Annotated in this window: 24 protein-coding genes and 1 pseudogene; 11 read left to right on the top strand and 14 right to left on the bottom strand. The window is 72.5% G+C overall.

The window, feature by feature from the left end:
• The first annotated feature begins 16 nt into the window (after positions 1–16).
• On the top strand, positions 17–742 hold the full coding sequence (locus AB5J55_RS21945) for an XRE family transcriptional regulator (RefSeq protein WP_369272308.1): 726 nt from the start codon (positions 17–19) through the stop codon (positions 740–742).
• 479 nt (positions 743–1,221) lie between these two features.
• On the opposite strand, the gene AB5J55_RS21940 is transcribed toward AB5J55_RS21945, so the two are convergent.
• A complete protein-coding gene (locus tag AB5J55_RS21940) occupies positions 1,222–1,563 on the bottom strand; it encodes a hypothetical protein (RefSeq protein WP_369272307.1) in 342 nt (113 codons plus the stop codon).
• A gap of 563 nt (positions 1,564–2,126) precedes the next feature.
• On the opposite strand from AB5J55_RS21940, the gene AB5J55_RS21935 reads away from it, so the two are divergent.
• The 5 genes from AB5J55_RS21935 to AB5J55_RS21915 all read left to right on the top strand — a co-directional run bounded on the left by AB5J55_RS21935 (position 2,127) and on the right by AB5J55_RS21915 (position 4,722).
• Complete coding sequence (locus AB5J55_RS21935; RefSeq protein ID WP_369272306.1) at positions 2,127–2,999, top strand: glycoside hydrolase family 16 protein; 873 nt, start codon at positions 2,127–2,129, stop codon at positions 2,997–2,999.
• A 5-nt stretch (positions 3,000–3,004) separates the two neighbouring features.
• The gene (locus AB5J55_RS21930) at positions 3,005–3,493 is read left to right on the top strand and encodes a hypothetical protein (protein WP_369272305.1); all 489 of its coding nucleotides are present in this window, start codon (positions 3,005–3,007) and stop codon (positions 3,491–3,493) included.
• Between the two features lie 6 nt (positions 3,494–3,499).
• Entirely contained in the window at positions 3,500–3,832 is a 333-nt protein-coding gene (locus AB5J55_RS21925; RefSeq protein WP_369272304.1) for a hypothetical protein, read from the top strand.
• Positions 3,833–3,861: 29 nt separating this feature from the next.
• On the top strand, positions 3,862–4,044 hold the full coding sequence (locus AB5J55_RS21920) for a hypothetical protein (protein ID WP_369272303.1): 183 nt from the start codon (positions 3,862–3,864) through the stop codon (positions 4,042–4,044).
• A 126-nt stretch (positions 4,045–4,170) separates the two neighbouring features.
• On the top strand, positions 4,171–4,722 hold the full coding sequence (locus tag AB5J55_RS21915) for a tellurite resistance TerB family protein (protein ID WP_369272302.1): 552 nt from the start codon (positions 4,171–4,173) through the stop codon (positions 4,720–4,722).
• Positions 4,723–4,771: 49 nt separating this feature from the next.
• On the opposite strand, the gene AB5J55_RS21910 is transcribed toward AB5J55_RS21915, so the two are convergent.
• The 4 genes from AB5J55_RS21910 to AB5J55_RS21895 form a co-directional block, all read right to left on the bottom strand.
• Positions 4,772–5,272 (bottom strand): universal stress protein, encoded by a 501-nt coding sequence (locus tag AB5J55_RS21910; RefSeq protein WP_369272301.1) that lies wholly within the window; start codon positions 5,270–5,272, stop codon positions 4,772–4,774.
• A 4-nt stretch (positions 5,273–5,276) separates the two neighbouring features.
• Entirely contained in the window at positions 5,277–6,536 is a 1,260-nt protein-coding gene (locus tag AB5J55_RS21905) for an SLC13 family permease (RefSeq protein WP_369276257.1), read from the bottom strand.
• Between the two features lie 123 nt (positions 6,537–6,659).
• Positions 6,660–7,505, bottom strand: coding sequence for a DUF2993 domain-containing protein (locus AB5J55_RS21900; protein WP_369272300.1), 846 nt, complete (start codon positions 7,503–7,505; stop codon positions 6,660–6,662).
• A 14-nt stretch (positions 7,506–7,519) separates the two neighbouring features.
• On the bottom strand, positions 7,520–8,221 hold the full coding sequence (locus AB5J55_RS21895; protein ID WP_369272299.1) for a TetR/AcrR family transcriptional regulator: 702 nt from the start codon (positions 8,219–8,221) through the stop codon (positions 7,520–7,522).
• A 119-nt stretch (positions 8,222–8,340) separates the two neighbouring features.
• Here AB5J55_RS21895 and AB5J55_RS21890 point away from each other — a divergent pair, with 119 nt between their 5' ends.
• Entirely contained in the window at positions 8,341–9,969 is a 1,629-nt protein-coding gene (locus AB5J55_RS21890) for an MFS transporter (RefSeq protein ID WP_369272298.1), read from the top strand.
• A 209-nt stretch (positions 9,970–10,178) separates the two neighbouring features.
• Here AB5J55_RS21890 and AB5J55_RS21885 read toward each other — a convergent pair whose 3' ends face one another.
• From AB5J55_RS21885 to AB5J55_RS21865, 5 genes and pseudogenes are all read right to left on the bottom strand, one after another.
• Entirely contained in the window at positions 10,179–10,436 is a 258-nt protein-coding gene (locus tag AB5J55_RS21885) for a hypothetical protein (protein ID WP_369272297.1), read from the bottom strand.
• Between the two features lie 521 nt (positions 10,437–10,957).
• On the bottom strand, positions 10,958–11,614 hold the full coding sequence (locus AB5J55_RS21880) for a TetR family transcriptional regulator (protein WP_369272296.1): 657 nt from the start codon (positions 11,612–11,614) through the stop codon (positions 10,958–10,960).
• Between the two features lie 92 nt (positions 11,615–11,706).
• On the bottom strand, positions 11,707–12,954 hold the full coding sequence (locus AB5J55_RS21875) for a sensor histidine kinase (RefSeq protein WP_369272295.1): 1,248 nt from the start codon (positions 12,952–12,954) through the stop codon (positions 11,707–11,709).
• Positions 12,955–13,076: 122 nt separating this feature from the next.
• Positions 13,077–15,287, bottom strand: a complete 2,211-nt coding sequence (locus AB5J55_RS21870) for an MMPL family transporter (RefSeq protein ID WP_369272294.1) — start codon at positions 15,285–15,287, stop codon at positions 13,077–13,079.
• Positions 15,288–15,496: 209 nt separating this feature from the next.
• Positions 15,497–16,171 (bottom strand): annotated as a pseudogene (locus AB5J55_RS21865) (VWA-like domain-containing protein); the annotation flags it as partial.
• 98 nt (positions 16,172–16,269) lie between these two features.
• On the opposite strand from AB5J55_RS21865, the gene AB5J55_RS21860 reads away from it, so the two are divergent.
• Both AB5J55_RS21860 and AB5J55_RS21855 read left to right on the top strand, forming a co-directional pair.
• A complete protein-coding gene (locus tag AB5J55_RS21860) occupies positions 16,270–17,229 on the top strand; it encodes an expansin EXLX1 family cellulose-binding protein (protein WP_369272293.1) in 960 nt (319 codons plus the stop codon).
• 19 nt (positions 17,230–17,248) lie between these two features.
• Positions 17,249–17,473 (top strand): cold-shock protein, encoded by a 225-nt coding sequence (locus tag AB5J55_RS21855; protein WP_369272292.1) that lies wholly within the window; start codon positions 17,249–17,251, stop codon positions 17,471–17,473.
• An 11-nt stretch (positions 17,474–17,484) separates the two neighbouring features.
• On the opposite strand, the gene AB5J55_RS21850 is transcribed toward AB5J55_RS21855, so the two are convergent.
• The 4 genes from AB5J55_RS21850 to AB5J55_RS21835 form a co-directional block, all read right to left on the bottom strand.
• On the bottom strand, positions 17,485–18,012 hold the full coding sequence (locus tag AB5J55_RS21850; protein ID WP_369272291.1) for a hypothetical protein: 528 nt from the start codon (positions 18,010–18,012) through the stop codon (positions 17,485–17,487).
• Entirely contained in the window at positions 17,996–18,487 is a 492-nt protein-coding gene (locus AB5J55_RS21845) for an RNA polymerase sigma factor (protein ID WP_369272290.1), read from the bottom strand. Before AB5J55_RS21845 ends, AB5J55_RS21850 begins: the two co-directional genes overlap by 17 nt.
• 115 nt (positions 18,488–18,602) lie before the next feature.
• Positions 18,603–19,244 (bottom strand): class F sortase, encoded by a 642-nt coding sequence (locus tag AB5J55_RS21840; RefSeq protein WP_369272289.1) that lies wholly within the window; start codon positions 19,242–19,244, stop codon positions 18,603–18,605.
• Positions 19,241–19,618: a sortase-dependent protein gene (locus AB5J55_RS21835; RefSeq protein ID WP_369272288.1), complete on the bottom strand. Its 378-nt coding sequence runs from the start codon at positions 19,616–19,618 to the stop codon at positions 19,241–19,243. Before AB5J55_RS21835 ends, AB5J55_RS21840 begins: the two co-directional genes overlap by 4 nt.
• Positions 19,619–19,754: 136 nt before the next feature.
• Between AB5J55_RS21835 and AB5J55_RS21830 the strand changes: the two genes are divergently transcribed.
• Both AB5J55_RS21830 and AB5J55_RS21825 read left to right on the top strand, forming a co-directional pair.
• The gene (locus AB5J55_RS21830) at positions 19,755–20,174 is read left to right on the top strand and encodes a DUF6153 family protein (protein WP_369272287.1); all 420 of its coding nucleotides are present in this window, start codon (positions 19,755–19,757) and stop codon (positions 20,172–20,174) included.
• A 108-nt stretch (positions 20,175–20,282) separates the two neighbouring features.
• Complete coding sequence (locus AB5J55_RS21825) at positions 20,283–20,936, top strand: DUF305 domain-containing protein (protein ID WP_369272286.1); 654 nt, start codon at positions 20,283–20,285, stop codon at positions 20,934–20,936.
• Positions 20,937–20,976: the final 40 nt, after the last annotated feature.

Here is a 20,976-nt window from a genome sequence, read left to right as displayed (position 1 = left end):
GACGGGCCGCAGGCTGATGTCCGTACTCTCCGAGCAGGCGCAGCAGGCCGGTTGGGCGGCGTTCGACGGCGGCCGGCATGCCGAGGCGTGCGGCCTGTACGAAGCCAGCCAGAAGGCCGCGGTCGATGGCGGCTGTGCCGCGCTCGCCGGGAACGCGCTCGCCTTCCTGGCGTACCAGGGACTGTGTGGGGACCAGCAGGCCCGGCAGAACGCCGTACAGACCGCTGCCCGATCGTGCGCCATGGCCGGCCGCGACGCGGCACCTGGGGTGCGGGCCCTGTTGTACGAGCGGCTCGCGTGGGCGCACGCGGTGGCGGGCCACACCGACGAGACGGAGCGTGCCCTGGACGCCGCTCGCAACGCGCTCGCCGAGGTCGACGGCGCGCCCCAACCCGACTGGGCGGCGTGGGTCGACGAGACTGAGCTGCAGATCATGTACGGCCGTTGCTGGACGGAGCTCCGCCGCCCGCTGCGGGCGGTGCCCGTCCTTGAAGCAGCGCTCGCCCGGTACGACGACTCACACGCGCGGGACAAGGCGCTGTATCTGTCGTGGCTCGCCGACTCCTACCTGACCGCCGGGGAGATCGAGCAGGCGGCCACGGTCACGGGCCGCGCGCTCGACCTATCCTCCGGGGTCGCGTCCGTACGCCCGCGCGAGCGGCTGGCGCCGGTACTGCGACGGCTCGGTAAGCACCAGGCGCTGCCCGTGGTCGCCGACGTCCTGGACATGGCCCGCAGTTGAGCTACTCGGCAGGGCTGGTGTTCGCGGCGATCCAGTCGAGGCACCCCTGCGCCCCGGTCTCGATCGCCACGGCGGCGACTATGTCTCCTGCCTGGGTGATGGCGTGGGGCTCGGGGTAGGGCCGGCCGACTCCGTGACGGAGGCTCTCGCCACGGTCGGCTCATCGGTGTCATTGGATGAGCAGCTGGCGGTGAGGCCGGCGAGTAGCAGGCAGGCGGCGATGGCGGTGCGGGTGCGCATAGTCCCCGGACGTCCGTTCTGGGGCGGGCATGAGATGCGGTTGCTGGCTGTGACCTGCGGCTTCATGCAGGGATGTCACCCGTCTGGCACGCGAGGTGGGGACGTATGGCACCACGATGCACTCCGGGGGCGCATCCGAACACGGACCCGGGCCCGCCACTCGCATGAGCAACGAGGCCGGGGCTGACGGCGAGAGCACCACGCTGCGCTGTCTGGATCAACGGGCGGAAGCGTATGGCCTACTTCCCGATGCTGATCTTGTCGTTGTCGAGGAGCGCGGTGTGCGTCGCAGCCGTGATGATCAGAAGAACCATGAGGAACCCGGGCACTGGGCTGGTGGAATCGGGGTTGGGACTGATCGCGAAGGCGATGGAGAAAACGGCGATCTCCCCGACGACGTAGGCAATAGCCAGCCATGGCTTCACAACGCCCTTGACGGCGGCGACAACGAACGGGACTGCGGCCGCGAGACCGACGGTCACGATCGGAACCAGTACCCAGATCACCTTGGCGACCGTGGAGTTGAACATGCGCGGCCGGGCTGGTGTCAAGGGCTGATTGAAGTAGGGGTTGCTGGTCATACGCGGCTCCCGTGGTGTCGATGGCGTGTGGGCAGTGTGCTGGTGTTACGAGCGTTTGTCAGGGTTTTCCCGGAGGAATGCCACCCGAGAGTGACAAACGAGGACATGAGCCCGCCCCCCGCGGCCGTGCCGTCGACGTACGAGGACGCGACGATGAGCGGGGCGTAGCCCTCGCCGGCACCCAGCAGCTGCCGCGGTCGGAGTGGCTGAACATGGTCGCGGGGATGCCTGACTTGTAGGCGCCGGTACCGAGGACCATGTCGCTGACCGTGTGCCCCACCGCCTTCAGGCAGAAGCGCAGGAGGCGTTCGCGCTGATGCCCGGCGGCAGGGACTCACGTCGGGCCGCTGTGTGGCGTACATGCCAAGGGCGGGCCGCGCTTGGCGGTGTCCGCGCCTCCCGGTTGTTCGGTGCCGGGGACCGGCCTGCCGAACAACCCCGCACGGCGGTCGACTGATCGTGGGACGTGGCCAGGACGGTCATGGCGCGGTCCGAGCCCCGCAAGGGGGGAGGGCTCGGCCCGCCGCTCCCTTCACCCGTACTCGACACGCTGAAGGGGAGTCATGCACCGACGACTTCGCGCCCGGCACCTCGCCGTGGGGCTCGGCGCGGCGGCCCTCGGGCTGACGCTCACGGCGGCCACGGTGAGTGCCGCGCCCGGCCGTACGACGACCACCGCGGCCGACCCCGCGGTGACCGCCGCCGAGCGGTACGGCTGGGGCGACCCGCTGCCCCAGGGGTCGGACGAGTTCGACTACGGCTCCGAGGGCGAGCCCGCCGTACCGGACCGCGACCGCTGGCGCCTGGCGGGCGGCGGCCCCGACGAGTGCTGGCCCGGCCACAGCGACAACGGCCGCCGCTGCGACGTCAACACCCGTGTCGTCGGCGGCATCCTGCGCATGACCGGGGAGGCGGACGGCGACACCGGCTGGCTCGCCTCGTCGTACGGCCGGAAGTACGGCCGGTGGGAGGCCCGCGTCCGCTCCAGGGCCACCGCCCCCGACAACGGGCGTCAGTACCACCCGCTGCTGGTCCTGTGGCCGGACTCGAACCGGCACCCCGAGGACGGCGAGTACGACTACCTGGAGAACGGCGCCCCGGGCGAGCAGTGCGCCGAGGCCTTCCTGCACTACCCGCACCCCGAAGGCGTGCCCGTGCAGCAGGAGTTCGCGCAGAAGTGCGGCGTGGACCTGACGCAGTGGCACAACGTCGCCGTCGAGTGGACCGCGGACCACGTGCGCGGCTATCTCGACGGCGAGGAGTGGTTCCGCTTCGCCGACGGGGCGGACGACGACCGCGACTGCATGCAGTGCGCCCCGTCGATGCACCAGACCATCCAGCTCGACAACTTCCACGGTGACGACCTGCAGAGCGCGGTCTACGAAGTGGACTGGGCCCGGGTCTACGACCTGCCGGACGACGAAAGCGTGAGGTGAACGCGATGCAGAGCTCTTCCTACCAGCCCGAGCAGGCCGGCCCGGCTTCTCCCCGAGGGGTGCGCATGCCCGGGGCCGTCATCTTCGTCCTGGTGGTCGTCGCCGTGCACGCACTCGGTACGGCGTTCGGCGGCTGGGCGGTCCTCGAGGAGAACCGGAACAAACAGGAGCACGGGCAGGACCTGCTCATGCCGATGGGCATGGCCTGGTTGCTGGCGCTGTTCTGCTGGGGGCTGGCGGCGCTCCTGGTCGGCTGCGTAGTGCTGGCCCGCAAGCGCCGCAGCTGGGTCCGTGTGGTGCTGATCGTGTGCCTGTCGCTCGTGGCGGTCTCGACGGCCTTCGCCTTCCTGGGCTCGTTGACCTCCGGGGCGCCCAACCTCGCGACGTTCGTGGTCGCCGGCATCGACGTGGCGGCCCTGTGGATGGTGAGCGGCGCGACGGGCCGCGGCTACTTCTCCGTACGCGACCAGGCGCCCACGTGGCACCAGGGGTGACGGCCCGTGGACTCCCCGGCATACGCCCACGGCCCCTTCGTGCCGCCCGACGAGCCCCCGCAGCCTCCCCCGCCGGCCGGGCCGGACCGCCCGGGCGACCCGGTGGCCGCGGCGCTCGGCAACGCCTCGCTGCTCGGCGCCCCGGCGTACCGCAAGGGGTCCAACCGCGCGCTGCTCCTCGGCGACACCGAGTACACCGGGCGGCTGCCCGGCGGCTGGCGCACCGACGACCCGGCCAAGGCCGCGCTCGTGGTCTGCGCGGACACGGCGGAGAACGGTCCGCCGTCGAGACCTGCCACTACGAGAACGACAAGTCCGAGTACCTCCCCTACGAGGTGACCTTCCCCTAGGTCGAGGTCCCGCTGAAGGTGTACGAACTGCGCACCGGAAAGCGCGTCGACCCGCGCTCGGTGCAGATCGGCGGCACGAGCTGCCCGCGGACCCTGTACTACGAGTACTACGGCAGCTACGACTACGGGCCGGGCGACGAGTTCGTCTCCACGTCCAAGACCGGTGTGCGGGACGCCTTCCGGCCGGTCGTCGAGCGGTGACCTTCGGGCATGTCCGCCGGTCCAGGAACTCCCGGGGGCCGGCGGACGTTTGCAGGAGGACACACGGAACACATGCAACACACGCAGTCGACCTGAACGACATGGGCTGAAGCCGAGGTGGCACGGATGGCGATGTGGGATCGGATCAAGGACCAGGCCAAGGGTCTGCAGCAGCAGGCACAGGCCGGGCGGAGCTCCGGCGGGCACGGGCGGCCGGGTTCCGGGTCCTCGGGAGGATCCAAGGCCCAGCTGGTGAGCGCGCTCAAGACCCAGCTCACCTCGCTCAAGACGGAGCTGAAGAGCGGCGCCTACCGGGACGCCAGCATGGCCATGTGTGCCCTGGTCGCCGCCGCCGACGGCAATGTCGACCCGGCCGAGCGCCAGCACGTGGAGTCGCTGATCCTGAACAACGACGTCCTGCAGAACTTCCCGTCCGAGCAGCTGCGGCAGCGCTTCAACAAGCATGTCGACCAGCTGTCCTTCAACTTCCAGCAGGGCAAGGCCGAGGCCCTGCAGGAGATCGCCAAGGCCGCGAAGAAGCCGACGGAGGCCCGGGCGGTCGTCCAGACCGGCTTCGTCGTGGCGGGCGCGGACGGCTACATCGCACCGGCGGAGGAGCAGGTCCTGCGCGAGGCTTGCTCGACGCTCGGGTTGTCCCCGCAGGAATTCGGCCTCTGACGCCACCACTGTTCACTCGCTTGCCCCGCTGCTTCAGGCTCCGCAGGTGCTACCCGTGGTGCGGAGGATGAGGCGGCGGGGGCGGCATGGTCGTCAGGTCGGGGGCCGGCTCCGGCCAGACCAGCAGGAGTGGGCAGGGGGCGTGGTCCACGACGAAGCGGCTTGCGTGGCCGAGGCTGTGGGGGCCGAGGGTGGCGCGGTCGCCGTCGCGGGCCAGGATGAGCAGTTCGGCGCCCTCCGTCGCGGCGACGACCTCGCGCTCGGCGCGGCCGGAGCGCTCGACTCGGGTGCAAGGGCGGTCGAGACGCTCGGCGGCCGCCCGCAGGAGGATCTCGGCGGAGGCGGCGGCGAGGTGCTCGACGCGGGTTCCGGGGTCGCGCTCGGGGTGGCCCCGGCCGAGCAGCCCGGCGAACGCGCCGTGCGCGGCGTCCGCGACCTCGTGCCCGGTGACGTGCAGCAGGACGACCTCGGCATCCTCGGGCGCGTGCCGGCGTGCGGCGTCGACGCAGGCGGGCCAGGTGCCCTCGACGATCCAGACGACCACCGCCATGGGATCAGCCTCCTCCGATCACGGCCAGTGAGGCCCACAGTGCCAGCACCGCGGCGAGGAGGCTCGCCGGTACGGCGTACAGACCGAGCCGGGTGAACTCCCCCAGCTCGACCTCCGCGTCATGCGCGTGGACGATACGCCGCCACAGCAGAGTGGCAAGCGAGCCGGCGTAGGTGAGGTTGGGGCCGATGTTCACCCCGAGCAGCACCGCGAGGACCGCGCCGGGGCCGGAGTCGGCGGCCAGCGGCAGCAGGACCAGCACCGCGGGCAGGTTGTTGATGACGTTGGCCAGTACGGCGGCCAGCGCCGCGATCCCGAGCAGGGCCGCAAGCCCGGTGCCGTCGGGGATGAGATGCCCGAGGGCCGTGTCGAGTCCGTTGTCGACGACCGCGCGGACCACGATCCCGAGCGCCAGCACAAAGGCCAGGAACGGCACCGAGACGGACCGCAGCAGCGCCTTGGGGGATGTGCTGCGCCGCAGCAGGGCCCGCACGGCGAGGACGACCGCGCCGGCGAGGGCCGCCCAGGCCGGATCGATGCCGACGGCCGACGTCAGCACGAACCCGGCCAGCGTGCACCCCACGGTCACCAGGGCGAACAGCGGCAGTTCGGGGGCGTCGGCGGTGTGCGGGGCCTGCGCCCCGGCGTCCAGGTCGGTGGCGAAGAAGCGCCGGAAGACGACGTACTCCACGGCGATCGCGGCCACCCACGGCAGCGCCATCAGCGCGGCGAACCGGGTGAAGCTGAGCCCGCTGGCGGCGAACGCCAGCAGGTTGGTCAGGTTGGACACCGGCAGGAGCAGGGAGGCCGTGTTGGAGAGGTGCGTACAGGCGTAGACGTGCGGCTTGGGGCGGGCCCCGAGCCGGGCCGCCGTCGCGAAAACCACCGGCGTGAGCAGCACCACCGTGGCGTCCAGGCTCAGTACGGCCGTGATCGCCGACGCGGCCAGGAACACCTGCGTCAGCAGGCGGCGCGGGCGGCCGGCGGCCGTGCGCGCCATCCATGCCCCGCAGGCCTGGAACAGCCCCTCGTCGTCGCAGAGTTGGGCAAGGACCAGAACGGCCGCGAGGAAGCCGATCACCGGCCCGAGCCGTTCGGCCTCGTCCAGCGCGTGGCCCGGGGAGACCGCTCCGGTCGCCACCACCAGCGCCGCGGCCGGTACGGCGACCACGGCCTCCGGCCAGTTGAAGGGACGGACGACGGCACAGACCAGCACGAGCACGAGCATGGCCACGGACAGCGTCTCGGCGAGCGGGGTGTTCAGGTTCGGTCCTTCCGTGCAGCGACGGCCGGGCCGCCGGTTGATCACGCCGCACGGTACTCCGTGAAGGTAAGCCGGACCTGACGTCGACTCCCGACGCCCCGGCGGGCCCGCGCCGGCGGGCCGTCAGGCGTCGCCCTGTGACTCCTCGTCCGGCCGGAAGGTGACCGCGCGGCCCGAGAAGCGGGCGCTGAGGCCGTCGGACGTGGGGGTGACCGAGCGCAGGTGCAGCCCTGCGGGGATGTTCCGCAGTTGGATCGGCCGCTCGAAGACCTTGTCGAGGACGGCGCTTCCGACGGCCGGCAACGCCCCGCCCGAGACGGTGAAGTCATCGAAGGCGATGCGGTTTCCGGAGTCCGCCGAGACGGTCGTCGTCACGGTGACCTCCTCGCCGAGGGGCAGGAGGACGACCGCGCTCACCCGGCCCGGACTGCGGCCCTGGGAGATCTCCAGCCCGAGGGCGTTCGAGACGTCCGCGTACGACAGGAAGGCGGTCGCCTCCGCGCTGCGGGCCCGTGCCTCGCTGTCGTCGTCGGACTTCGTCAAACCGTCGAGCCAGAGGGAGAGTTCGCTCACCGGCAGCGGGCGCTTGTTTCCGCGGGCCGGTACGTCGTGAGCGGTGATGTCGACGTGGTCCAGGGTGCCGGACGCCGCCTGCGTCACGACGGGGAAACCGCGGACGTGCACATCAGGCTCGACGGGTGTGTCCATGCCCTCCTGGAAGGCCTCCGCCGTACGTGACTCGATGCGCGCCGCCACGAACCGGTCGGCGGCGACGGGGAGGAGGGTCAGCGTGACCAGGGTGGCGACGGCGACGGCGGTGACTCGTCGTAGGCGGGGGCGGGTGCGGTGGGGCTCGTTCGGATCCATCGGCCCGTGCGGGGTGTACGGCTCGTAGGGCTCGTACGCCGACTCGCAGGCGTGGTCGGGGCCGTAGTCGTAGTCGTGTCCGTGCTGTTGGGACCGGCGCATGCGCGGTGGCCTCCTCAGTGGGGTCGGTGGGGCGGACGGATCCGGTCGGTGGTGTGCAGCCGCCGGACCGTGACGGCGGCTGTGTCGCTGTCGACTCCGGCGGCGATCAGCGCGGCGGTGGCGGCGCCCGTGCCGTCGTCGGCCCAGATCCCGGAGTTGACGGTGCCGAGCAGGGCGAGCAGGTGGGCCTCGATGGCGCCGCTGAGCGGGCCGGGCGGTACGGCGCCGTGGAAGACGCCCTGGCGCTGCCCCTCGGCGAGGATGCAGGCGACCCGCTCGCGGGCCGGGGCGAGGAGGTCGCTCACCTGCTCGCTGCCCAGGTCCTGGCGGGCGAGGCCCATCAGCGTGCGGTAGCAGTCGCCGACCGGCCACAGGGTGAGGACGAAGTGGGCGAGGTCACTCGCGGGGCCGGGGTCGGGTGCGCCCGGGCCCGTCCCGCTCGTATCGGTCCCGCTCGTATCGGTCCCGCTCGTATCGGCGACGGCAAGGCGTATCGCCTCCGCCGCCTCCCCCGCGAGCCCCTCCACCAGTGCCGCCCGGCCGGTGAAGTGCGTGTAGACGGTGCGCCGTGCCACCCCTGCGGCTTCGGCGATGTCGCCGAGGCTGCACTCGGGGTTGCGGCCCAGTTCCCGCAGGGCCGCGTCCAGGATGCGGGCGCGCGTGGCACGCGTCCTACGGCGGCGGCGTACGGGATGCGGGGCTGTCGGGCTGGTCACGTCGGCACCTCGGTGCGGAGGGAGGGGTCGGTGGGCTCACCGCGATATTTGCACATCGACGGGCAAGAAACTAGTCTGCTCACTGATGTGCAAATAACTCACCTCCCCTGGGAGCCCCCGTGCCCTTCCTTGCCACCACACCCGTCGAGAAGATGACCGGGCCGTACACACGGCGCTGGTGGGCACTGCTCGTGCTCTGCCTGAGCCTGCTGATCGTCGTCATGGCCAACACGTCACTGATCGTGGCCGCGCCCGACATGACCCGGGATCTGGACCTCACCAGCAGCGACCTGCAGTGGGTCATCGACGGCTACACCGTTCCGTATGCGGCGCTGATGCTCGTCCTGGGCGCGATCGGCGACAAGTACAGCCGCCGCGGCGCCCTGATCGTGGGCCTGCTGATCTTCGCGGGCGGATCCGTGATGGGCAGCCTGGTCGACGAGACCGCGCTCGTCATCACCGCCCGCGCAGTCATGGGCGTCGGTGCCGCCGTCGTGATGCCGGCCACCCTGTCGCTGCTGGTCGCGATCTTCCCTCGCGGTGAGCGCGCCAAGGCCATCACGGGCTGGACCGCCACCTCGGGCCTCGCCATCGCCGTGGGCCCGCTGGTCGCCGGCTGGCTTCTGGAGGACCACGCCTGGGGATCGACCTTCCTGATCAACGTGCCCATCGCGATCGTCGCCGCCGTCGGCGCGCTGGCGCTCGTACCGCCGTCGAAGGCGGCGGGCATGGGCCGGATCGACTACGTCGGCGGGCTGCTGTCCATCGTCTCCGTGGGCTCCCTCGTCTACGCGGCCATCGAGGGCCCGCACTTCGGCTGGGGCACCGGCCCGATCGCCGCGGCCGTGGCCGCCGGTGTCGGACTGCTGGCCTTCGTCGCCTGGGAGCTGCGCCACCCGCACCCGATGCTGGACGTGCGCAAGTTCGCCCAGCGGCCGTTCAGTGGCTCGATGCTCGCGGTGCTGTTCTTCTTCTTCGGCACCTTCGGCTCGCTCTACTACGCCACCCAGTACCTCCAGTTCGTCCTCGGCTACGGCGCGCTGGAGACCGGCGTACGGCTGCTGCCGCTGGCCGGTGCCGTCTTCGTCGGCGCCGCGGTGACCGGGCGGCTGACGCCCAAGCTCGGCGTGAAGGCCATGGTCGTCGCCGGCATGGTGATCGGCACGGCGGGCGTCTTCCTGCTCACGCGGATCGAGTCGGGCTCGACGTACACCGACTTCCTGGCCTCGCTGATCATGCTGGGCTTCGCGATCGGCCTGAGTGTGTCCCCGGCCACCGACACGATCATGGGCTCCTTCCCCGAGTCCGAGCTGGGCGTCGGCGGCGGTGCGAACGACACTTCGCTCGAGCTGGGCGGTGCCCTGGGCATCGCGATCCTCGGCTCGCTCCTGGGAACGGCCTACCGCGACAAGCTCTCGGACTTGATCGGCGGCCAACTGCCGCACTCCGCGCTGGAGACGGCCAAGGACTCGGTGGGCGGCGGTCTCGCGGTGGCCCAGGAGGTGGCGAAGAACCCGGCCGGCGGCGCCCAGCAGGCCCAGGCCCTCGTCGACGCCGTCCACGAGGCCTTCGCCCACGGCGTCGCCCAGACCAGCCTGATCGGCGGGATCATCATGGCCGCCGGCACGCTGATCGTCCTCGCCGTCCTCCCCGGCCACCGCAAGGCGGGCAAGCACCGCTCGGAGGACCCGCAGGAGAAGCCGGAGTCCCAGGAGACACAGGAGGCTCACACGGGCGGCGTCGCCTGAGGCGCAGCCACCCCTGAACGGGCCGTGCCTTGAGCGGCACACGGCCCCGGACGGTGCCGGGAGGGGACGCCCGGCACCGTCCTTCCCCTGTCGGGAGAGGCTCTCGGGCTACGCCCGGACGACCGGCACGCTCCGCTCCACGGCGTAGGCGTGGACAGCCGTGAGAACCGTGTGCTGCTCGGCCACGACACCGGCGACCGACGGAGATTTCAGCATCGCGTCCATGGCGGTACGCTCTGCGCACCGACGACCACGCAGCCCTGGTAGCGGCGGAAGACCGGGGTGTCGTGTGCGACGCCGGGTGTCGGGTGCACCAGCCCCGACCAGGGCAGGAAGGTGTACGCCCGCAGATCGCGCGCACCGGCCTCCTGCAACGCGGGACCGACACGGTCGTGGACGAAGTTCCGGAACGCCCGGCCGCGCACTCCCCGTCTCCGGCGCAGCAGCAGCACCGTGCGGTGGCCCACGTCGTCCTGATGCCCCTGCGTCCACCAGCGCCCTGCGCCCGGCCCCGTGACGTGACCGAGAAACTCGTTCGAAGACGTTCTGCTCGTCGAGGTGGACCTCCCGCATGCGCGCCGGCATGACGAGCGCCGCGGCCGTGCTCACGAACCGGACTTCGGCGAGGCCGTCGCAGCGCCAGTCCGGCGGGACGAGGGTGCCCACCGTCGGGGAGTCCGGCCGGTAGCCGTGATCGGTGGGCGAGAAGAGACGCTGCACGTACTCGGCATGTTCGGCGGCCGTTCGACGATCCGCGCGTGCGGACCCGCCCAGTGCCGCACGGCGGCTTCCCTCGACAGGTCGGTGCGGAGCCACACGGGGGCCACGAAGGAGGTGGTGCGGGCAGGTCGGCTCATGGTGTCTCCGGTGCGGACGGGGCGGGCATGCGTCGGCCCGGGAGCGGGCTGTTTGCCCATCATCGGGTAATTAAGCTGCCCGTCAAGTACTCAGCCCGTCGGAAGCGGGATCGGAAGCGGGGTACGACGGCTCAGTCGTCGGCCGCGTCCGGCACCGCGGCCACCGTCGGGGCGACCGCCTCCGTCACCGCTCGCGCCCGTTCCTCCGGGACGCCGGCCGCGATGAGGGTGACGATGGCGACCCGGGTGCCGTCGTCCTCCAGCACCCCGGTGTTGACCGACTCCAGCAGCGCGACCGTCATCGCCTCCAGCCCGGCGCTGAGCGCGGGGGCCGGCAGGTGGGTGTGGAAGACGCCGTCGCGCTGACCCCGCTCCAGGATGGCCGTGGCCGTCGCGCGGGCCGGTGCCAGCACCTCGGCCACCCGTTCCGCACCGAGGTCGCGTTGGGCCAGCGCCAGCAGCAGGCGGTAGCGGTCGCCCACGGGCCACATCGAGAAGGCGAGCCGGGCGAGCGACTGCTCGGCGGGCTCCCCCTCGGCTGCCTGCACACCGGAGGCCAGCGCACTGCGCAGGCTCTCGGAGGCCTCCTCGGCGAGGGCCTCCAACAGCGCCTCGCGCCCGGGGAAGTGGCCGAAGAGAGTGCGCCGTACGACACCTGCGGCGCGTGCGAGCTCCTCCAGCGTGACGTCCGGGTTCCGGCCGAACTCCCGGCGGGCCGTGGCCAGGATGCGTGCCCGATTGGCCCGCGCGTTGCGGCGCAGGGGCTCGCGGGCGACGGGCTTGGTCACGGAAACCTCGATGGATCAGCGCGGAGCAAGTGGGACACCGTGCGGACACGGACGTGGAGCACCGGCATTCTCGCACGGAGGGTGCCGGCCGCTCATGGGGTCGTCCGCTCCCCGGCACCGTACGGCTGCAGGGGCAGGGCGGTCGCGACCTCGAAGCCGCCCTCGGGGCGCGGGCCCGCGCACAGTTCGCCGCCGATGGAGTGGGCCCGCTCGCGCATGCCCATGACGCCGAAGCCGTGGAGCGCCCCGGTGCCGGGAGCGGGGCCGGCACCGGCTGCGGCGGGGCCGTCGTTGACGACCGTGATCAGCAGACGGGAGTCGGAGTAGCCGATCCGTACGGTCGCGGCCTCCGCGGTGGCGTGCTTGGTGACGTTGGTGAGTGCCTCCTGCACGATCCGGAACGCGGTCAGGTCCACACCGGGGGACAGCGGCTGCGGCTCCCCCTCCGTGGTCACCGTGACGGTGACCCCGGCCGACGCGCACGCCGAGACCAGCTCCGGCAGCCGGGCGAGCCCGGGGGACGGTTCCAGGGGGGCGGCGTCCGGGTCGCCGTTCTGCCGCAGCAGCCCCAGTGTGGCCTTCAGTTCGCGTAGTGCGGAGGACGTCGTCCCGGTCAGGTCGGTGAGGATCTTCTGCGACTGCTGGGGGCTGCTGAGCACCAGGTGCGCAGCCGTGCCGGCCTGGGCGTTGGCCAGGGCCAGGTGGTGGGCGACGACGTCGTGCAGCTCGCGGGCGATCCGCATCCGCTCCTCGGTGACCCGCAGCCGGGCCTCCTCCTCCCTGGTGCGCTCGGCGTGCTCGGCACGGGCCTGCACGGCTTGGAGGTAGGCGCGCCGCAGCCGCGTCATGTTGCCGGCGGCGAGGGGCAGCAGCAGCCAGAAGAACGGGCCGATCGTCCTGAGCAGCAGCGAGAGGTGGTCCATGCTGTCGGAGATCGCCGCGGCGACGGTCACGGCCACCATGGTCGCCACACCGTAGGCGCGGGTCGTCGGGCGGTCGGTCAGGGTGGCCAGCCAGTAGAGCGCCGCCATGACGGGGGCCAGCAGCAGCGGGGTGAGCAGATACCCCAGCGCGATCACGGTCACCGTGCAGGCGGCGGACACGACGACGGCGACGCGCGGATGCCTGCGGTGCTTCAGCAGGGCGAGGCAGGCCACCCCCATGAAGGCGGCGGCGGTCCTGTCCTGGTCCGGCGGGTCGGCACCGGGCAGGGTGAGCATGCTGCCGAGGGACGCGCAGCCCATCAGCGCCGCGACCAGCACCACGTCGACGACATGGGGGTGGCGGTCCGAGAACTCCTCGATGCGGTCCGCGTAGCGCCGCTCCGGGCTGGTGCTCATGATGCTCTCCGGTCGGTCGGCTGGGTCCATGGTGAACGTCTGCGGGTACGGACGGTACGAACGGCCGACGGGACCGCCCGTGTCCTTCGTCACGGGCGGTCCCGGGGGGGTGGGCAGGCAGATCAGGTGCGCGCCGCCGCCGGCTCGGCCGCCTCGCTCGGGGCGGGCTCCGTCACGGACCGCCCGCTGAGCGCCTCGCCCTCCACGTCGACGCGGGGCAGGATCCGATCCAGCCACTTCGGCAGCCACCAGGCCTTGTCGCCGAGCAGCGCGAGCACCGCGGGCACGATCGCCATCCGTACGACGAACGCGTCGAAGAGCACGGCGGAGGCGAGCCCGAACCCGATCATCTTGATCATGGAGTCGCTCTCCCCGACGAACCCGGCGAAGACCGCGATCATGATCAGGGCGGCGGCCACGACCACGCGGGCACTGTGCCGGAAGCCGGACGTGACCGCCTGGCCGGGCGATTCGCCGTGGACGTACGCCTCCCGCATCCGCGAGACGAGGAAGACCTCGTAGTCCATGGCGAGCCCGAAGACGATGCCCACCAGGAAGATCGGCATCAGGCTCATGATCGGCCCGGTCTGCTCCACGCCCAGCAGTTCGGCGCCGTGCCCCTGCTGGAAGACCACGACGACCGCGCCGAGGGAGGCCAGCACCGACAGCAGGAAGCCGAGGGCCGCCTTCAACGGCACGAGCAGCGACCGGAAGACCACCAGCAGCAGCAGGATCGCCAGCCCGACCACGACGATCAGATACGGGACGAGCGCGGCCTGCACCTTGTCGGCGATGTCGATGTTCATCGCGGTGGTGCCGGTGACCTCGAAGGTGGCGCCGGTTTCGGCCTCGACTCCGTCCCGCTCGCCCCGGATGGTGGTCACCAGGTCCTTGGTCTTCTCGTCGGTCGGCGCGGTGGACGGCACGACCGAGAAGACGGCGGTGTCCCCGGCCTCGTTGAAGCGGGCGGGGGAGACGGACACGATCCCCTTCGTGCCGCCGATCTCCTCGGAGATCGTGCTGACGGCGCCCTTCGGATCCGCGTCCCCCTTGGCGTCGACGACGACGGTCAGCGGCCCGTTGAAGCCCGGCCCGAAGGCCTCGGCGAGCGCGTCGTAGGCCCGCCGCTCGGTGGTGGAGGTCGACTTGGCCTCGTCACCGGGCATGCCCAGCTGCAGATCCGTCATCGGCACGGCGAGCGCCCCGAGTCCCACGACGCCGAGGAGCAGCACGGGCAGGGGCCGGCGCAGCACGAACCGCGCCCAACGGGTGCCGCCGTTGCCGTCGACGCCCTCCTCCATACGGCCGCTCCTGCGGGCCCGCCGCGACAGAACCGCGTTCGGCCAGAAGCCGAGGAACGCCGGGACCAGCGTCAGCGCGATCAGTACGCCGACGACGACCGCGCCCGCCGCGGCCAGGCCCATCTTGGTGAGCATCGGGATGCCGACCACCGCGAGCCCGGCGAGCGCGATCACGACGGTGAGCCCGGCGAAGACGACCGCGGAGCCGGCCGTGCCGACGGCCATCCCGACCGCCTCCTGCGGCGTACGGCCCTTGGCGCGCTCCTCCCGGTACCGCGAGACGACGAACAGGGCGTAGTCGATGCCGACGGCCAGGCCCAGCATCATGGCGAGGGTGCCGGTCGTGGTTGACAGGCCGAGCGCGCTCGACAGGGCGAGGATCGTGGCCATGCTGACGCCCACGCCGATGACGGCCGTCAGCAGCGGCAGCCCGGCGGCGGCGAGGGACCCGAACGTGACGAGCAGGACGACGGCGGCGATGGCGACGCCGATGACCTCGGCCGCCCCGCCCGGACCACCGCCGTCGTCCATGGCTGTCCCGCCGGCCTCGACGGTCAGCCCCGACTCCTGGGCCTGCGTGAGCGTCCGCTCCAGATGCGTCTTGCTGGCGTCGGTGAGGTCGCTCGCCCCGACCTTGTAGGTGACGGTCGAGTACGCCGTCGTGCCGTCCTTGCTGACGGCCTGCGTCCGGAACGGGTCGACGGCACTCGCGACCTGCGACCCGTCCCCGAGCTCGGCCACGGCCTCCTCGACGGCCTTCTTGTTCTGGGCGGCGGTCACCTTCTGCCCGCCCGGCGCGACGAAGACGACCCGCGCGGTGGCGCCGTCCGCCGTCGCCCCCGGGAAGCGCTCCTCCATCAGGTCGAACGCCTTCTGCGACTCGATGCCCGGCATCGAGAACTCCTCGTCGACGGCGCCCGGGGCCTTCAGGGCACCCAGTCCGACGGCGGCCAGGACGGCCGCCCAGACCAGGGCGACGTACCAGCGCCGCCGGAAGGCCAGACGGCCCACTCGATACAGGAAAGTAGCCACGGCAGGGGGTCTCCACATCTGGGACTCGAACGTGTGCCCAGGCTGTCCGGAGCGGGGGTGCCCTGTCGTCGTGCGGCTGCCGACAATCGGGGGTACTGAGAACGCAGTACGGCGCGGGGGTGGGTCAGCCGTGGGTACGACGGCCCACGCCCCCGGTCTCACCCCGGGGTCTCACGCCCGTGCCTCCGCCGGTGCCTCCCGCCCGGGTCTCACCGGCCCGCTCCCACCGACCCGATCTCGACCACGCGCGCCCACGCCGGCGGTGCGTCCGGTACGTACTCGGGATCGTCCTCGTCCCAGGAGCGGGCCGCCCGTTGCCGCGGGAACAGGCCCACCACGGTCCGGCACGGCGGCCGTGTGCTCGGCCAGGGCGTCTGACCGTCGGTCAGGGCCACGACGACATCGGGCCGGGGCTGCGCGCGCAGTGCCCTGGCGAAGCCCGCGCGCAGATCCGTTCCCCCGCCCCCGACCAGCGGAATGCCCTCGGCACGGCACACTCGATGCACGTCCCCGGCCGCCGCATCGCACGGCACCACGCTGACCAGGTCCCGTCGCCCGCCGACGGCCCTGGAGATCGCGGCGACCTCCAGCTGGGCGCTGCCCAGTTCGGCGTCGCTGACCGAGCCGGAGGTGTCGATGACGACACAGACGCGGGGCGGCCTGCGCCGCAGGCTCGGCAGGACGGCGCCGGGCACCGAGGCGGAGCGGCGCGACGGGCGGCCGTAGGTGTAGTCCTCGCCGGCACCGGGGCCACCGGCGGCCGACCGCACGGCTGCCCCCAGCAACTCCCGCCAGGGCTGCGGCGGATGGAACGCCTCCTCGGCCCACCGCTGCCACCCCTGCGAGGCGCTGCCCGGCCGCCCGGTGATGCCCTGCGCGACCCGTACCGGGCGGCAACCTTTCCGCCCCCGGCGACCACTGCACCACGCACTGCTTCTGCCGAACCGCGTACCCATCCGCGTCAGGACGTGAGGACTCACTCGTGGCATCTCCCTCCCACCGCCGCCGGTCCCCCCGCAAGTGGCGCGCGGCCCTGGTCCCAGCCGTGGTCGTGGCGGCCGTCGCGCTCGCCGCGTCCCTGCTCATGGCACTGCGCCCCGACGGGAACCCCACGGCAGCCGATGCCCCGACATCACCTGTCGCCGGCAGTCACTCCAAGGCCTCACCGGCGACACCGAGCCGTGCGCCGAAGACGACGCCGCCCCCGTCCGAGCCGTCCTCATCCCCACCACGCGCCACGACCACGGCACCGACGCGCCCATCCAACTCAGCCTCAGCCAGGGCGACCTCCCGACCGGCCTCCGCCGCGGCCCCACTGGCGGGACGCATCCGCCCCGGCGTCACCTACGACGGAATCGCCACCTTCTACGACACCGGAAACGGCGACGGCGCCTGCCTGTACGGCCCGACCGACGACGTCATGACCGCGGCGATGAACCACGCGGACTACGAGACATCCCGGGCGTGCGGGGCGTACGTACGTGTCAGGGTGTCCGGCGGCGCCTCCGTCACGGTCCGCGTCACCAACGAGTGCCCCCTGCCCTGCGCACCCGGCCAACTCGACCTCAGCGCACAGGCGTTCGCCAGGCTCGCGGCCCCCTCGGCCGGCCGCATCCCGATCACCTGGAGCCTGCTGAGTCCGGGGACGCCCGAGGCGCCCGAGGCGATCTCGATCCGCTACAAGACAGGCTCCAGCAGCCACTGGTGCGGCATCCAGGCGGTGGGCCACCGAAACCCACTGGCCCGCCTGGAGGTTCGCGACGGCGGAGGCTGGCGGCAGCTCCGGCGCACGGAGTACAACTACTTCCTCTCCGAGCAGGGCAGCGGCTGCGGGGGCGAGTTGAGACTCACGGACATATACGGGGAGAGGCTGACGCTCGACGCGCTCCCCGTACGCCCGGAAGTCCTGCAGCCGACCCGGGCCCAGTTCGCGTCGCACTGACGACACGTAGGCTCGCGCCATGGTGACTGCGACGGTTCGTGAGTGGAGCGACGAGGAAGGGTGGGGCGTGCTCGACTCGCCCGAGACTCCCGGTGGCTGCTTCGGCCACTTCTCCGACATCCGGGCCACGGGGTTGCGCACGCTGTCGCCCGGACAGCGGGTCGACCTCACGTGGGAAGCCCCTGGCTTCAAGCAGGACGGCTACGACTACCGCGCGGTGAGCATCGTGCCTCGGACCGCCTGACACCCGCTCTCCTACCGGCCCGGTGTCCCCGTCACGTTCACCGTGACACCGCCCGTGGTCGGATCCACCGACGCCCCCGCCCCGTCCGACGTCGGCGCCGATGAAGGAGCGGCCGGGGGCAGGAGCGAACTGCTGGGCGTGCGGGAGTCGGTGGCTCGGGCGCTCGGGGTGGGCTCGGACGTCGCGGACTCGGGTGGCACCGTCGGCGTCGGTGAGGTCGCGCGCGGCGGCGACGGGGACGGGGTGGGAGACGTCGTGCGGTCGGTCGCGGGCGGGGGTGCGAGCGGGGGCACCGGGGAGGGCGGGGCGTCGGAGCTTCCCGAGGTGAGCGGGAGGGCGACCAGGAGCGCCGCGGCGCAGGTCACGGCCGCCCCGATCGACGCACGGACGAGTCGGCGGCGCGATGCCCGGCGGCGGATGGACTCGTAGCTGCCGGGGGGCGGGGCGAGGTAGTCCGTGGCGGGGCGGAGGATCACCGCGAGCGGGTCGTCGGGGGACAACTCCGGACCGTCCGCGTCTTCGTCAAAGCGTGTGGTCAAGGCTTCTCCTCAGGTGGACGCGGAGCAGTTCCCGGGCCGCGTGGAGGTCGGCCTTGACGGTTCCTTCCTTTCGTCCGGTCAGCACGGACACCTCCCGGATCGGCATGTCAGCGTAGTAGTGGAGCAGGATCGGGACGCGGAGGCGTTCGGGGAGGGACTGGACCAGCAGGCGTACGGACGGGTCCTCCTGCTCGGTGTGGGGGTTGACCGCGGCTTCCGTCGTGGCCCGGCGCATCGCCCGCCGTTCGCGCTCCAGCCTGCGCCAGTGGTCCCGGACCAGGTTCGCCGCGGTGACGTAGAGGAACCCGCGCGGTTCCTCCACCCGGCTCCAGCGCGCCCAGAGCCGGGTGAAGGCCTCCGAGGCGATCTCGTGGGCCGTCTCGTCGTCGTCGACGAGACGGCGGCACCAGCCGGCCAGGCGCGGGTAGAGGGCGGCGAACAGTTCGGACGCTGCCTTGTCGCGGGACCGTTTCAACGCTCTCCATGGTCGTGAGGAACTTGCGCGGCACTGAGAGGGATGCCGGGCCGGCGGCGTACGTTCCGTCGGCCCGGCACCGGTTCCGTGCCGGTACTGCGGGAGCAGGGTGCGGTCAGGGGGACGTGGAGCTCAGCTCCGCGAAGACGATCACGTTGTCGCGGTACTCGTCGCCGGAGCGCGGGCCGCCGCACGTGATCAGCCGCAGCTCCGGGCGGTCCACGTCGCCGTAGACGTCGTCCGCCGGGAAGTCCGCCTTGGCGACCGTCCGTACGGAGCTCACGGCGAACTGCGCCGATGTGCCGTCCTTCCTGCGCGCCACGATCCGGTCACCCCGGCGCAGCCGCGCCAGGTCCCGGAACACGCCGGCCCCGTAGGAGCCCACCGTGACATGGCCGAGGATGACGGACGGGCCGACCTGGCCCGGCGTCGGCGAGTGCCGGTACCAGCCCGCCCGGTCGTCGGCCGTGATCGGCGGCACCTCCACGGTGCCGTCCTGCGCCAGGCCCAGCCGGATGACCGGGGTGTCGACGTCGATCGCAGGAATGCGGAGCCGGACCGGGGGTGAACTGCCCAGTGTGCGCATGGAGTTCGAGGACGCCGAGGAGGAGCCGCCCGCCTGCCCCTCCTTGGACGCGTCCGTGCCCCTCCTCCGGGAGCCCGCGGTGGCGCCCTGCTCCGTGCCCTGGCCGCCGCAGCCCACCAGCAGCGACGCCATCGCCGCCGTGGCGAACGCCCGCCTGGACAGCGGCATCATGCCCCCGTGGTCCGGCGACGCCGTACGACGAAGGCCGTCCCGCCCCCGGCGACGAGCACTGCGGCCGCGCCCCCGCCGATCATCCCGCCCTGTCCCCAGGCGGAGTCCGAAGAGGTCGGTGTCACGCCGGTGTCGGGCGCCCCGGACGGCCTGACGGAGACCTGGCCGCTGTCCCGGGTCGGCGCGGCCGACGGCTCGGCGGAGGACGGGGGACGGGTCGGTTCGGCGCTGGGGCTCGGGGCGTCCGTGGCGGGGGAGCCGGCGGACGTGCTCGGGGCCGGGGTCGGGGACGAGCTGTCGGCGAGCGCGGGGGCGGCGGTCGCGAACAGGGCCGCGCAGCCGAGTGCCATGGCGCTGAGGACGGTTCGGCGCATTGAGTCGCTCTCTTTCGTCGGCCCGGCCGGTACTGCCGTACCCGGCGGGCTGGGTGACGGGTCGAGCGAAGAGACGACGGGGCGGCGGGGCAGGTTGTAAAGAGATGGCAAAGCCGTCCGCCGCTACGATGTGGGCGTGACAGCCCGTGCACAGCAACACCGTGCGCCGCGGATCCCGTTGCCGGGGCCGTGGCGCATGATCCTGCTGCTCGGGCTCCTCGCCGGGCTGTTCGGGATGCACGCGCTCGGCCCCGCCGACGCCGTCTCGGCCTCTTCGCACCACGGGCACGGCGCTCCCCTCATGAGCGCCCACCTGACGGCCGTGACCGACGAGGCCGCATGCCACGGCCCCGACTCGGGCGGCGGGCACGCCCAGCACGCCGACCCGACCTGCGCGTCGAGTGCCGTCGGTGCGGGCCCCGTGCTGCCGGCCCCGGTGCCCGATCCGGCCGGCAGCGCCGTCGCGGCCGACCTCGACGGCCGTTCCGTGGCCGCTCTGCCCGAAGGCGGGCGGGCGCCTCCCTCACTGGCCGAACTGCAGATCCTGCGGACCTAGGACAAGGCCGAGCCGACCCCCTCACCCACTGAGGGCGTACGGCGCTCAGCCATGCCCGTGCCGCGCCCGACGGCGCTGCAACTCACGTACATCGCAGGAGTTCTCAGCATGAACAGCACACGTACCGTGGTCCGTCGCGCCGTCCTGGCCGCGACGGCCGTCACCGCCGCCCTCGTCCTCTCCGCCTGCGCCGGGGGCGGCCACTCGGACACCGCCTCCGGCACCCACCAGTCGCCCTCGACCAGCGCCGACGCCACCGCCGGGGCCACCGCGGGCGCGCACAACGCACAGGACGTCTCCTTCGCGCAGGGCATGATCCCGCACCACCGGCAGGCGGTGGAGATGGCCGGGCTGGCCGCCGACCGCGCCTCCTCGGCCCGGGTCAAGGACCTCGCCACACGCATCGAGAAGGCCCAGGACCCGGAGATCCGGACCATGTCGGGGTGGCTGAAGGCCTGGGGCGAGGACGTGCCGTCGGACGCGCCCGGCACGGACGGGATGGACCACTCCGGCGGACACGGCGGTGGCTCCGGCATGGCCGGGATGATGGACCAGAAGGACATGGACGAACTGGCGAAGGCCTCCGGCAAGGCCTTCGACTCCCTGTTCCTGACCATGATGGTCGAGCACCACGAGGGCGCGGTGGAGATGGCCGAGGCCGAGAAGGCGAAGGGCAAGTACGCTCCCGCGACCGACCTGGCCGACGACGTCGTCACCGCCCAGACGGCCGAGATCGAGGAGATGAACAAGCTGCTCGGCTAGAGCGCGGGCTGACGCTCCGACAGTCAGTGGGCCCGGGCCG

It is taken from the genome of Streptomyces sp. R11 (genome assembly GCF_041051905.1).
GTDB lineage: Bacteria > Actinomycetota > Actinomycetes > Streptomycetales > Streptomycetaceae > Streptomyces.
This window is presented reverse-complemented; position numbering and strand designations above follow the sequence as displayed.

Coding starts and splice junctions, on each gene's coding strand:
- AB5J55_RS21945 (WP_369272308.1), top strand. CDS start 17: ATGTCCGTACTCTCCGAGCAGGCGCAGCAGGCCGGTTGGGCGGCGTTC.
- AB5J55_RS21940 (WP_369272307.1), bottom strand. CDS start 1,563: ATGACCAGCAACCCCTACTTCAATCAGCCCTTGACACCAGCCCGGCCG.
- AB5J55_RS21935 (WP_369272306.1), top strand. CDS start 2,127: ATGCACCGACGACTTCGCGCCCGGCACCTCGCCGTGGGGCTCGGCGCG.
- AB5J55_RS21930 (WP_369272305.1), top strand. CDS start 3,005: ATGCAGAGCTCTTCCTACCAGCCCGAGCAGGCCGGCCCGGCTTCTCCC.
- AB5J55_RS21915 (WP_369272302.1), top strand. CDS start 4,171: ATGGCGATGTGGGATCGGATCAAGGACCAGGCCAAGGGTCTGCAGCAG.
- AB5J55_RS21910 (WP_369272301.1), bottom strand. CDS start 5,272: ATGGCGGTGGTCGTCTGGATCGTCGAGGGCACCTGGCCCGCCTGCGTC.
- AB5J55_RS21900 (WP_369272300.1), bottom strand. CDS start 7,505: ATGCGCCGGTCCCAACAGCACGGACACGACTACGACTACGGCCCCGAC.
- AB5J55_RS21875 (WP_369272295.1), bottom strand. CDS start 12,954: ATGAGCACCAGCCCGGAGCGGCGCTACGCGGACCGCATCGAGGAGTTC.
- AB5J55_RS21855 (WP_369272292.1), top strand. CDS start 17,249: ATGGTGACTGCGACGGTTCGTGAGTGGAGCGACGAGGAAGGGTGGGGC.
- AB5J55_RS21840 (WP_369272289.1), bottom strand. CDS start 19,244: ATGATGCCGCTGTCCAGGCGGGCGTTCGCCACGGCGGCGATGGCGTCG.
- AB5J55_RS21835 (WP_369272288.1), bottom strand. CDS start 19,618: ATGCGCCGAACCGTCCTCAGCGCCATGGCACTCGGCTGCGCGGCCCTG.
- AB5J55_RS21825 (WP_369272286.1), top strand. CDS start 20,283: ATGAACAGCACACGTACCGTGGTCCGTCGCGCCGTCCTGGCCGCGACG.